Genomic DNA, 11964 nt, shown 5'->3' on the forward strand with positions numbered 1-11964 from the left:
AGAACGCTTTGTAAGACATCCATCTACCCCGTCTACGACTGAACGACCAATGATTCGGTCATTTGCGCGTGGCACACCGCCAGAATCTCATCAGCCAGCGCCGAGTCGTCCGGGCAAGCGCGCGATAGCATGATCGCGCCGACCGCACGTGCCAGCAGGTCGATCATTTTCACCCTGGCCTCACCCGATGCCGCCTCCGGCCCCGTCGGGCATTTTTCGCCCAGCATCTGCAACGTGCGCTCGATGCCTTCAGCGAAGGCCGATTTCAAATCGTCCGACTGACGCGCCGCATCACCGCACAACGCCGCCAGGGTGCAACCCGTGGAGCGCCCATCGCGATGATCCCGGGACACATACGCATCGATGAAATCCTTCACGCTCAGCTCTTCGGCACTGGCCAGAGACTGCGCAAGGCTCTTGGCCGAGGCTTCAGCCATCAGGTCAGCCTTCGAGCCGAAATGTTTGTAGAAACCGCCATGGGTAAAACCGGCGGCGGCCATCACGTCGACCACGCCGATACCATCAAAACCCTTTTCGCGAAATACAACTGACGCCGTTTCGACGATGTGTTCCCGGTTCGCCTGGGCCTGAGCCTTGGATACTCGCATGCTGGATACCTCGCTACCGCTGGAAATACATCGCCTGATGATACATAGATGTTGCTCGTAATTAAAACATTGACAGCTTAGATTCCGATCATCATCCTAAATGCAGGCAGTACGAACATCCCACAATCCCAAACCGTGTGACTTGAAAAGAGCTGACATCATGACTACTCGCCCTACCGTTCTCATCACTGGCGCTTCCACCGGCATCGGCGCGGTTTACGCCGAGCGTTTCGCCCAGCGCGGGCATGATCTGGTGTTGGTCGCCCGCGACCACGCGCGTCTGGAAACCCTTGCCGCAAAGTTGCGTGGCGCACATAACGTCACCGTCGAAGTGCTCAAGGCCGATCTGACGCAACTCAGCGACTTGCACACCGTTGAAGCGCGCCTGCGTGATGACGCGCGCATCGGCATCCTCGTCAACAATGCGGGCGCAGCGCAGTCCGGCACCTTCATCGAACAAAGCACCGACAACGTTGCACAACTGGTGGCCCTCAACACCACTGCGCTGGTGCGGCTCGCCAGCGCCATCGCACCACGCCTGGCCAAAGCAGGTGACGGCGCGATCATCAACATCGGTTCGGTGGTAGGTCTGGCGCCTGAGTTCGGCATGTCGGTCTATGGCGCGACCAAAGCGTTTGTGTTGTTCCTGTCCCAGGGACTGAGCCTGGAACTCTCGCCCCTGGGTGTTTATGTGCAAGCCGTACTGCCCGCCGCCACCCGCACGGAGATCTGGGATCGCGCCGGTATCGACATCAACACCTTGAGCGAAATCATGGAAGTGGGTGACCTGGTCGACGCCGCACTGGTTGGCTTCGACCGACGCGAGCCGGTGACCATTCCGCCGCTGCATGAAGGCGAGCGCTGGGATGCCTTGCAAACCGCGCGTCAGGGGCTTTTGTCGCAGATCCGCCAGTCCGCCGTGGCGCAACGCTATTTGACGCTAGTCTGAATCATGGCGAGCACGTCATTGATTAACGCGCCTAATCAGTCGGTGGTGGTTGGCGGGATACCCTTCGCCTATCGCGACCTGGAACCCCGCGCCCTTCTCACTCCACCGACCAGAGCATCTGCAACATGAAAGCATTTTTCATCGACCGCTACGGCAAGCAGAACGGACGAATCGGCGAAGTGCCCGACCCGGTAGTCGGTGTGCATGACGTACTGGTCCAGGTGCATGCAGCGAGTGTGAACCCGCTGGACTCCAAGATCAGAACCGGGGAATTCAAACTCATCCTGCCCTATACATTCCCACTGATATTGGGCAATGACCTGGCCGGCGTAGTCGTACGCACGGGATCGGCGGTAAAGCGATTCAAGCCAGGAGACGAAGTCTATGCACGCCCTCCCGAGTCACGCATCGGGACGTTTGCTGAACTGATCGCGGTGAACGAAAACGCGCTCGCGTTGAAACCCGCAAATCTCGATATGGCCGAAGCGGCTTCCATCCCCTTGGCTGCCCTGACGGCCTGGCAGGCGCTGGTTGAGATCGCTCAAGTCAAAACAGGCCAGAAGGTGCTGATTCACGCCGGATCCGGCGGCGTCGGCACGCTGGCCATTCAGCTTGCCAAACACCTTGGCGCCTTCGTTGCGACCACCACCAGCGCGGCGAATGTCGACTGGGTGAAAGCACTCGGGGCGGATGTGGTCATCGATTACCAACAGCAGGATTTTGCAAACGAACTGCGCGAATTCGATGTGGTGTTGAACAGCCTCGGCGCCGACGTATTGGAGAAATCAGTCAAGGTTCTCAAGCCTGGCGGACAGCTCATTTCCCTGTCGGGGCCGCCGACCGCGCAATTTGCCCAGGAGCGAGGCTTGTCTTGGGTGTTGCGGCAAGTCATGCGCCTGCTGAGCAGCGGCATCCGCAGAAAAGCCCGCAAGCACGGGGTGAGCTATGCATTTCTGTTTATGCGTGCTGACGGTACACAACTGCAAATAATCACCTCGCTAATCGAGGCCGGTGTCATCAAACCCGTCATTGATCGTTCCTTCTCTTTTGAATCGATTGCACAAGCGTTGCAGTACGTCGAGCAAGGCAGATCAAAAGGCAAAGTCACCGTCACCATTCAATAAGCGTACTGAAAAGAATGTCACTCGAACTCTCGCGAAAGCCTCACGATCGTGAGGCTCTTGGACGAGGCAATCCCTGCGTGTTGGTTACTTCAGATTGTGCTCAAAGAAGTTAGCCAACTTGTCGAAAGGAATCAGATTGACACGATCATAGAGGTCAACATGCCCGGCGCCCGGGATGATAACCAACTCCTTGGGTTGTCCGGCGAGCTTGTAGGCCTCCTCGCTGAACTCCCTTGAGTGCGCATCAGCGCCGGCAATGAACAACATCGGGCGCGGAGAAATCGTCTCGATATCATTGAACGGGTAGAAGTTCATGAACTTGATGTTGCTCGTCAGAGTCGGGTGCGTCGTCAACTCTTTAGAGGAACTGGACGGTGTGTACTCGCCGCGAGGTGTGCGGTAGAAGTCATAGAACTCGCGTTGAATGGGATGAGTGTTTTCATCCAGTTGATGTACCGTGCCGCTGGTGTAAGCGGTTTTACCGCCAGCGAACTCAACATCACGCTGCTGTGCCGCTTGCGCGATCATCGCCTTGCGTTGCTCAAGCGTTTGCGAGTGCTTCAAACCATTGCGATTGGCTGCGCCCATGTCATACATGCTGACCGTTGCGATGGCTTTCATGCGCGGGTCGATCTTGGCCGCGCTGATGACGAAACTGCCGCTGCCACAGATGCCGATTGCGCCAATACGCTCCTTGTCGACGAAAGGCTGTGCACCGAGAAAGTCCACTGCCGCACTGAAGTCTTCGGCGTAGATGTCCGGCGAAACAGCATTGCGCGTACGCCCCTCGCTTTCACCCCAGAACGACAGATCCAGTGACAGAGTCACAAAGCCCTTCTCGGCCATTTTCGTGGCATAGAGGTTAGCGCTCTGCTCCTTGACCGCGCCCATCGGGTGGCCGATAACAATCGCCGGGCTCTTCGATTTTGCGTCGAGGTTTTTCGGGATAAACAGATTCCCCGCCACATTCATTTGATATTGGTTTTTGAAAGTAACCTTCTGCACCGTCACTTTTTCGCTGGTGTAAAAATTATCTGCGCCGTTAGACATATCGGCTCCTGTTGCTGAGAGTGAACTGACAAGAAGCGTTAATAGAACAATGAGCTTTTTCATTGGAATCCCTGTTGATTCGGATTGATCAGTCTTTAGAGAACATCACGCGCACATCCCCTCGCCCTAGCGCCTGAGCCAGGTCAGCGATGTCATCCACACGCCCGAGCCGCGTATAGGAATACGTCGAATTAAAAGTTGAATAGAAAACCACCAGCGTATCCGCGCCATACAACATCAAGTCGCCGTTGTGGATCGTTCCCGGTTTGCTCGCGTTGGCGGGCAAAGTTTCTGGAAGGCTGGCGTGTTTCTCATTGCGGTTGAGATCGCTCATCTCGATTGTTAACGGCAGTAGCCTGGCAAACGCGCCGGCGGCGGGGTTGTCGGCCAACGTAATGGCGAAGCGTTGTTCCCCGACGGTCATCCACACGCGAGTTTTCTCCGGTTTTAAAGACGCCGACGCGGCATCACATACAGCGACGTAACCGCCCAGCATGAGCATTGCAGACAGCAAACCAAGCCAGCGAAGTGCTCTCATGGTCTATCTCCCGAAAAGTTGTCGGACTCAAGCGGATTGCGATATTGGGGAGCGTGATGTCAGCAACGTCACGAACGCGGCAAGTAGCAGCACGCCTGCGCTAAACACGAAAGTGCTCTGATAGCCGCCATGATCGAAAAGCAGTCCGCCGATGTTTGAGCCCAGGGCGATGGCCAGTTGAATCACCGCCACCATCAAACCTCCCCCGGCCTCGGCATTGTTGGGCAAGGCCTGCGCGATCCAGCTCCACCATCCGACTGGCGCCGCGGTGGCCAACAACCCCCAAAAGCCAAGCAGTACAGCGACGACTACGACCGAGGATCCAAAGGGAATCAGTGCCAAAGCGATCAACGCCATCAGCATCGGTATGACGATCAATGTCCGGAAGAGACCGCGCCGTAAAAACGGGCCGATGATCAGAGTGCCGATAAAGCCTGCTACTCCGATCACCAACAGGATCAGCGACAGTGTGGATACATCGACACGCGTCACCGTTTCGAGGAAAGGTCGCAGGTAGGTAAACAGGGCGAACTGCCCCATGAAAAAGGCGCCGCACCCGGCCATGCCGATTGCGACAGATCGGTTCTTCAACAGCTTCAAGGCATTGCCCGTTCCCGACGTGCGCGGCGCTACCTTCATGGTCGGCAGGCTGATCCACAGCCAGATGAAGGCAATCGTCGCTACGGGCACCAGACAAAAAAACGCGCCGCGCCAACCGATGATCGAGCCCAGATAGCTGCCTAGCGGTGCGGCGATCACGGTAGCCAACGCATTGCCGCCATTGAAGATGGCCAAGGCTTTGGGCACCTGCGAGGCTGGTACCAGTCGCATCGCGGTCGCAGCGGACATCGACCAAAAACCACCAATGACCACACCGATCAAGGCACGACCGACCATGTACGTCAGATAGTCAGGGGCCAGTGCGACGATCGCGCCGGAGGCGGCCATCAACCCTGCCAATGCCATCAGCAAAATCTTGCGGTTGAGGGTTCCAGCCATCCAGGAGATGGTCAGGCTGCTTAAAACGGCAAATGCTCCGGAGATCGCAATGCCCTGCCCGACCATCCCTTGCGTCACCTGAAGATCATCGGCCATCGGCGTCAGCAGACTGACCGGCATGAACTCCGACGCGATCAGCGCGAAGACACAAAGCGTCATTGCAAAGACGCCGCTCCAATGAGCGGGCGCATTCTGGGGGGCGGAGACAGCGACCATTTGAGCCTCACTAGCATTCATATTCATGTCGACAATGGTGACGAGTGAACGCGACCGCGACTAGCTAATGAATACTTAACAAGGTTATAAGCTCAGCTAATCAATCGACTGTGACGGCGTTTACAAAATGGTCAGAAGAAATCTCAACGATCTGCTGTCGTTCGTAACGGTGGCGCGCGAAGGCAGCTTTACGCGCGCGGCAGGCGTACTGGGCGTCACGCAGTCTGCGCTGAGTCAGGCCATCAGCGGTCTGGAAGCACGTCTGCAAATCAGGTTGCTGACGCGAACCACACGCAGCGTTTCGCCGACCGCTGCGGGCGAACGGCTGTTGCAGGCGATCGGCCACCGCTTCGATGAAATCGAAACGGAACTGGATATCCTGACGGACCTGCGCGACAAGCCTGCCGGCACGGTACGCATCACCTGCGGCGATCACGTTTTGCGGACAACACTCCTTCCAAAACTCACCGCATTGCTACACGAATACCCCGATATCAATGTCGAGTTCGACGTCAATTACGGCTTCAGAGATATCGTGGCGGATCGTTTTGATGCGGGTGTGCGTCTTGGGGATACCATCGACAAAGACATGGTCGCCGTTCCGATAGGGCCGCCCTTACGCATGGCCGTCGTAGCCTCGCCAGCGTACTTCACCGCGCACGAGCGCCCGAAAAATCCACGAGACCTGATGAACCACAACTGCATCAATCAGCGTATGCAGACATCAGGCGGGCTCTATGTGTGGGATTTCGAGCGGCGCGGCAAACAAGTGAACGTGCGCGTAGACGGCCAGCTCATTTTCAACACGTCCACCCACATCGTCTATGCCGCTTTGGCCGGGCTGGGCATTGCCTACCTCCCCGAAGAGGAGTTTGAACCGCATCTCCAGGAAGGCCGGCTCGTGCGGGTTCTGGAAGACTGGTGCTTACCATTTTCTGGATATTACTTGTACTACCCCAACCGGCGGCAACCTTCGCCTGCATTTACATTGGTTGCGAATGCGCTGCGCGAAGGGGTTTAGTGGGGTGAGCCTATGCTCTGGGATTTGTTATTTTGACCGGGCCCCGAGGATTCATGCTCTTTCAAACATCAGCCAAGCGCGGCGGCAGGAGAATAACACCGACAGCTTTCGCTCAGACCGTTCGACAGGTTAACCACGCCCCCCAGAACAGGCTGCTAAAAAACCGCGTAGCCTCGCCAAACCCCGCCTCATGCAGCAACGCCTGAACCGCCGCCTCGGAATGCGGCGGATCCGCTCCCTGAAGAATCTTGCCAAGCTTTGCCCTCACCTCCTCCGCATTGGCGCCCTGTTGCCGCCAGCGTTGACCCCACGCTTCCAGCAACAGCGGTTGACTCGCGTACGCGTAATGATTGCCTGCCACGATCAACGGCGCGCCCGGTTTCAAGCGAGCCTTGATCGATTGCAGGATGGCGTGTTTTTGCTCGTCGCCATTCAGGTGATGGAGTACGCCGATCAGGGTCGCTGCGTCGAATGACTCGTCCACTGGCAAGTCGTCGACATGCCCCAGATGCACTTTCGTTGTGTGCAGCAAGTTGTTGGCCTGCAAATGCTGCGTCGCGGCTTCCAGCATTGGCTCGGAAGGATCAACTGCGGTGAAGCGCCAGTTCGGCTCCAGCGTGGCCATTGCGATGATTTCCTGCGCCGTACCGCCAGCGCCGACGACCAGCACTTTGGCCGACCGCGAGTGACCGAGACTGGCGGCCAACATGCACGCCGCAAGATCGTGACAGGCATCGTAACCGGCCAATGCGATGCGGCTTTGCCTGGCGTATTCGCTGGCGCGGGAGGTATCGAATTTATCGGCGGGATTGGCAGTGGATGAGTTCAATGGGCGATCTCCTTGTCTTTGCAGCAAGGTACGCCGAGAAACTGGATAAAAAAAAATGCATAGATTTTATGCGGTGCATTCCTGCGGGGAATGCATGCCTGGAGCGGCGCTCAGCGGTCGGCAAAAGCAGACACTGAGCGCCACGTATTTACCTAAGGCCTATCGCGTGAGTAGAATGCGATTAATTATCAATCATGTACTTGCTGGGATTCCGATGCGCAGCGACGAAACACTAGGTACTGCAGATCTAGGGCTGCTCTATCGCACCCACCACTCGTGGTTGCACGGCTGGCTGATCCGACGCATTGGATGTCGCGATAACGCAGCAGATCTGGCGCAGGACACCTTCGTACGTCTGCTCAAATCCCGTCAGTCCAGCCCCTTGCGCGAACCACGCGCCTATTTGAGCAGTATCGCCCGCGGACTGATGATTGATCAGTTCCGTCGTCGCGAACTCGAACGTGCCTACCTGGAAAGCGTCACGTTGCTGCCTCAACACGAGGTTCCCTCGGAAGAAAGCCGGCTGATGATTCTTGATGCGCTCGAGCGCATTGACCGCATGCTCGGTACGCTTAAACCGAGAGTTCGCCAGGCGTTTTTATTTGCCCGACTCGACGGTCTGACCTGCGCGCAAATAGCCGAGAAGCTGGGTGTTTCCCGCGCGACCGTGGAACGCGACCTGGCCACAGCCCTGCAACACTGCTATCGCTTGCGTTATGCCGAGGCGTGAGCCGCAGGCGCTGGATCCGGCCATTGTCGAGCAGGCGATTCAATGGCAGGTGCGCCTTCGCTTCAATCAAGCCGATGAACAAACACAACGCACTTTCGAGCACTGGCTGCAGCAACGCCCAGAGCATGTGTTGGCGTGGCAGCGTGTGGAATCGCTTGGGGATGAACTCACAGGCGTGCCAGCTCAACTGGCCCGACAAACCCTTGATGGCCCCCACCATGGAATGCGCCGGCGGGAAAGCCTGAAGCTACTGGGCATATTGGCGACTGTTGGCACGGCAGCCTGGCTCGGCCGGGACTACACACCCGTACCCGCCATGCTGGCGCAGCAACGCAGCAGCACCGGCGAGCAACGACGCTTCCAACTCGATGATGGCAGCCTTATCCAGCTCAATAGCGATAGCGCCGTCGACAGCGATTTCGACGCTCAGCGACGCCTGCTCATTCTGCGGCGTGGTGAAATCATCGTGAATGTCGGCGCGGATCGACACTCGCCTCAAGCGCGACCGTTCTGGGTGCAATCACGTGACGGGATCATGCGCGCTCAGAGTTCGCGCTTTCTGGCGCGCGAGCTTGACGTTGGCACTCTGGTCGCGGCTCAGGAAGGATCAGTCACGGTATTCCCCGGCTCCAGTCAAACGTCTGCCAGCCGCAGTGTCCAGGCCGGACATCAGCTGCTGTTCACATCAAGTGGCGCCCAAATGGTCAGGGACAACGGTCTTGACCTATGGAGCTGGGGTGACGGCGTGATCAGTGCGCGCAACATGCGCCTTAGTGATTTCATCGTGGAGTTGTCGCGTTATCGCCCCGGGGTACTGCGCTGCGCCGAAGAGGTCGCTGATCTGCGCGTTTCCGGCACCTTCCAGCTCGCCGACAACGATCAGGTCCTGGCTTTGATCGCGCAGTCACTGCACCTGCACATTGATTATCGAACCCGTTATTGGGTGACCGTGACCGCTGCTACCACCTGAGCCGATTAGAACTTTGTAGCTCGTGAAAAATAATGAGGTGGTTTCTCATTCTCGTTCGACCTCTTTGGAAGGCCGGAATACAGGCCAGTCTGCCGATGTCCTTTCTTGGAGCGAGAAAATGAGTTCGTCCCCGGTTTCACAGCGCCATCCATTAAATCGTGCCTTGCACGGTGCGATGTTGGGTTTGATCGTAAGCAGCTACGCATTGCCATCGCTGGCGCAAACGTCGAGCGCTGACCACAGCAATCAAATCAAGCAGTGGAACATCGCTGCGGGCCCACTGGCGCCGGCGCTTGACCGCTTTGCGCGCGAGGCTGGCATCAGTCTTTCATTCGACGCGTCGAGTGTAGTGAACCGCACCACTGCTGGCGTGAATGGCACGCTCGATACGTCGGCAGCGCTGTCATCGTTGCTGCAGGGGAGCGAATTGCAAATCGAACAGCAAGGCCCGAACGCCTACCTGCTGCTCCCTCAAGCAAAGCCCGCCGGCCCGCTGGAGCTCGATGCAACGGACGTCGAGGACTACCGCCTTGCCCCCCTGATCATCAATGCCAAGGTCAGGGTCAGTGCCGACGACGACGCCAACTCGGTGCTCGCCAAGGAGCTCTGGGTTGGCGGCAAGGTGGCAACCAGCATTCTCAATACACCGGCATCGGTGTCGGTTGTTACCAACAAGGAAATGGAGCAACGCAGCGTCAGCACCACGGAAGAGGCGCTGCAATACACGCCGGGCGTGATCACTGACTTCTATGGTACGGATGACCGCAACGACTATTTCCAGATCCGGGGTTTCCAGGCCACCACCTACCGTGACGGCTTGACCCTGAGTTCGATGCGCGGCGTACGCGAAGATCCATTCGCTTATGAGCGCATCGAGATTCTGCGTGGCGCCAACTCCACGCTGTTTGGCCCCGCAGACCCAGGCGGCTCGGTGAATTTCGTGACCAAACAGCCGCGCTTCGAGCAGTTTGGCCAAGGCTATGTGACCTACGGTTCGTTTGACCATGTCGAGACAGGCATCGATGTGGGGGATGCGCTGAACGACGAGAAAACCCTGGCTGGCCGCTTTACTGCCAAAGGCCAGAACAGCGACCGCGAGTACGATCACTCACAGGACGACAACCAGTTGTTTATGGGTGGCCTCACCTGGGCACCGACGGATTACACGTCGGCGACGATGATTCTGGACTACCTGAAAACCGAAAGTTCGCCCAACAGCGGCGGTTATCCGCTGGACAAGGAATACGACCGCAGCAAGTTCTATGGCGAGCCCAGCTACAACTTCCACGATGTCGAGCGCACCAGCCTCAGCGGTAACATCACCCATGACTTCGATAACGGCTTCGTACTGCGCAGCAATCTGCGTTACAGCAAGTTGACCGACGATTTTGGCTACGTTTACCTCAGCGACAGCGCCGCGCGTGTAGGGACTACTGTTGACCGCTATCAGTTTGGCACGGACAGTGAAGCCGACCAGTTCAACGGCAATCTGATGCTGCAATACGATGCCCGCTTCGAGAACATCGACAGCAGCAGCCTGGTGGGCGTGGAGTACCTCGATTCGACCACCAAGGAAAGCTCGATCTACGCCCTGACGACCCCGATTGACATTGCAAACCCCGTGTTTACCGGGGTTTCACGCTCAATCGCGCCGTATGCCGTGAACAAGCGAGACGCGACCACCAAGGCCGTATTCCTTCAGCAGAACCTGTCGTTCTACGAGCGTTTCATCGTCACCGGCGGTGTGCGCAACGACTCGATGGACCTGACCAGCAAAGGCTTGCAATCAACTGAGAAAGACACCTTCTCCGAAACTTCCTACCGAGGTGCGTTGACCTATATCGTCAACGATGAGGTGTCGACCTATGTGAGCATGGTGGAATCCGTCTCGCCGCCGCAGGTTGGCGTAACACCGCAGACGGGCAGGCAGTACGAAGTGGGCGTGAAATATGCGCCGATGGGGATGGACGCACTGTTCTCCGCCGCCGTTTATGACCTGACCCAGGAAAACGTCACCATCGCCGTGGTGCTGCCGAGCGGCATCATTGAGCAACAGACGGTGGGCGAATCGCGGGCCCGTGGTCTCGACCTGGAGGCCAAGGCGCAGGTGACGCAGAACCTCAGCCTGATCGGTGGCTATTCCTATATGGAGTCCGAGGTACTGCGCGGTTCGTTGTATGACGGCAGCTCCCTGAAGGGTAATGAGTTCTCCACGGCACCCAAGCATTCCGCTTCGCTCTGGAGTTATTACGACGTCCCCGCCACTGATGTCAGCGTTGGCCTGGGTGCGCGCTACGTCGGCTCTTATTACTTCGATGCAGCCAACTCCGGCAAAAGCGATGGCACCACGCTGTTCGACGCCGCCTTCAACTACAAGATCGCCAAGGGCACCGACCTTGCGGTGAACGTCAGCAACCTGCTGGATGAGCAGCACGTGGTCGGCTCCGGCACAGCGAATTTCTACAACCCGGGTCGCGAGATTACCGCCAAAGTGAGTTACAACTGGTAAGCAGGCGTGTAAGCCTTTTTCCCTTATAGGAAGCGGTGCCCGCTTTACCGCGGGCACCGTCGACTTGGGGTCTTTTTCGGTTTCCCAGCCATCAAGGCAATCCAGACACAATCAGCGTGGTCCGGCTGTCGGGCAGCCATAGGTAAACTCAAGCGTTCACCTAAGCTTTTACCTAGTGCGATTACATGGAGAGAATCTGAGCCACTTGATTTTCCAAGCGTGGAGGTTCCGATGATCAAGCGTTTTAGTCCTGTTTTTTTACTTGCCGCTACCATCTGTCTCGGTGGCGCGTCTTGTCACGACCAAAAAGAAGAAGAAAATTTGCAAAACAAGCAAACGATGGATGGCAGCCCGGCTCGCACGGGGACGGGAATTATCCCCCGACAACAAATTCAACCCAGAATGAACAGAATGTAGTCAG

At 57.4% G+C, this 11964-nt stretch carries 12 protein-coding genes; 7 read left to right on the forward strand and 5 right to left on the reverse strand.

Features of this window, described 5'->3' with window-relative positions:
* Positions 1 to 32: 32 nt before the first annotated feature.
* Entirely contained in the window at positions 33 to 608 is a 576-nt protein-coding gene (locus tag ICA15_RS26650; RefSeq protein ID WP_210555231.1) for a TetR/AcrR family transcriptional regulator, read from the reverse strand.
* A 160-nt stretch (positions 609 to 768) separates the two neighbouring features.
* Here ICA15_RS26650 and ICA15_RS26655 point away from each other — a divergent pair, with 160 nt between their 5' ends.
* Positions 769 to 1557: an SDR family NAD(P)-dependent oxidoreductase gene (locus ICA15_RS26655; RefSeq protein WP_210555230.1), complete on the forward strand. Its 789-nt coding sequence runs from the start codon at positions 769 to 771 to the stop codon at positions 1555 to 1557.
* Between the two features lie 125 nt (positions 1558 to 1682).
* Complete coding sequence (locus ICA15_RS26660; RefSeq protein ID WP_210555229.1) at positions 1683 to 2681, forward strand: NADP-dependent oxidoreductase; 999 nt, start codon at positions 1683 to 1685, stop codon at positions 2679 to 2681.
* 84 nt (positions 2682 to 2765) lie between these two features.
* On the opposite strand, the gene ICA15_RS26665 is transcribed toward ICA15_RS26660, so the two are convergent.
* From ICA15_RS26665 to ICA15_RS26675, 3 genes are read right to left on the reverse strand one after another with little or no spacing between them, the layout of a single operon-like run.
* Positions 2766 to 3794 (reverse strand): alpha/beta hydrolase, encoded by a 1029-nt coding sequence (locus ICA15_RS26665; RefSeq protein WP_210555228.1) that lies wholly within the window; start codon positions 3792 to 3794, stop codon positions 2766 to 2768.
* A gap of 25 nt (positions 3795 to 3819) precedes the next feature.
* Positions 3820 to 4269 (reverse strand): cyclophilin-like fold protein, encoded by a 450-nt coding sequence (locus tag ICA15_RS26670; RefSeq protein ID WP_210555227.1) that lies wholly within the window; start codon positions 4267 to 4269, stop codon positions 3820 to 3822.
* Positions 4270 to 4296: 27 nt separating this feature from the next.
* A complete protein-coding gene (locus tag ICA15_RS26675; protein ID WP_210555226.1) occupies positions 4297 to 5484 on the reverse strand; it encodes an MFS transporter in 1188 nt (395 codons plus the stop codon).
* Positions 5485 to 5611: 127 nt separating this feature from the next.
* On the opposite strand from ICA15_RS26675, the gene ICA15_RS26680 reads away from it, so the two are divergent.
* The gene (locus ICA15_RS26680; protein WP_210555225.1) at positions 5612 to 6505 is read left to right on the forward strand and encodes a LysR family transcriptional regulator; all 894 of its coding nucleotides are present in this window, start codon (positions 5612 to 5614) and stop codon (positions 6503 to 6505) included.
* 112 nt (positions 6506 to 6617) lie between these two features.
* Here ICA15_RS26680 and ICA15_RS26685 read toward each other — a convergent pair whose 3' ends face one another.
* On the reverse strand, positions 6618 to 7334 hold the full coding sequence (locus ICA15_RS26685; RefSeq protein WP_210555224.1) for a class I SAM-dependent methyltransferase: 717 nt from the start codon (positions 7332 to 7334) through the stop codon (positions 6618 to 6620).
* Positions 7335 to 7548: 214 nt separating this feature from the next.
* On the opposite strand from ICA15_RS26685, the gene ICA15_RS26690 reads away from it, so the two are divergent.
* The 4 genes from ICA15_RS26690 (at position 7549) to ICA15_RS26705 (ending at position 11960) form a co-directional block, all read left to right on the forward strand.
* Positions 7549 to 8064: a sigma-70 family RNA polymerase sigma factor gene (locus tag ICA15_RS26690; RefSeq protein WP_210555223.1), complete on the forward strand. Its 516-nt coding sequence runs from the start codon at positions 7549 to 7551 to the stop codon at positions 8062 to 8064.
* Positions 8051 to 9034, forward strand: a complete 984-nt coding sequence (locus tag ICA15_RS26695) for a FecR domain-containing protein (RefSeq protein WP_210555222.1) — start codon at positions 8051 to 8053, stop codon at positions 9032 to 9034. The genes ICA15_RS26690 and ICA15_RS26695 overlap by 14 nt, the downstream gene beginning before the upstream one ends.
* A 118-nt stretch (positions 9035 to 9152) precedes the next feature.
* On the forward strand, positions 9153 to 11543 hold the full coding sequence (locus ICA15_RS26700) for a TonB-dependent siderophore receptor (protein ID WP_210555221.1): 2391 nt from the start codon (positions 9153 to 9155) through the stop codon (positions 11541 to 11543).
* A gap of 231 nt (positions 11544 to 11774) precedes the next feature.
* Positions 11775 to 11960 carry a hypothetical protein gene (locus tag ICA15_RS26705; RefSeq protein WP_150605011.1) on the forward strand — a complete coding sequence of 62 codons (186 nt, stop codon included), beginning with the start codon at positions 11775 to 11777 and terminating at the stop codon, positions 11958 to 11960.
* Positions 11961 to 11964: the final 4 nt, after the last annotated feature.

Origin of the sequence: Pseudomonas sp. P116, assembly GCF_020149425.1 — a bacterium.
GTDB classification, from domain to species: domain Bacteria; phylum Pseudomonadota; class Gammaproteobacteria; order Pseudomonadales; family Pseudomonadaceae; genus Aquipseudomonas; species Aquipseudomonas anatoliensis.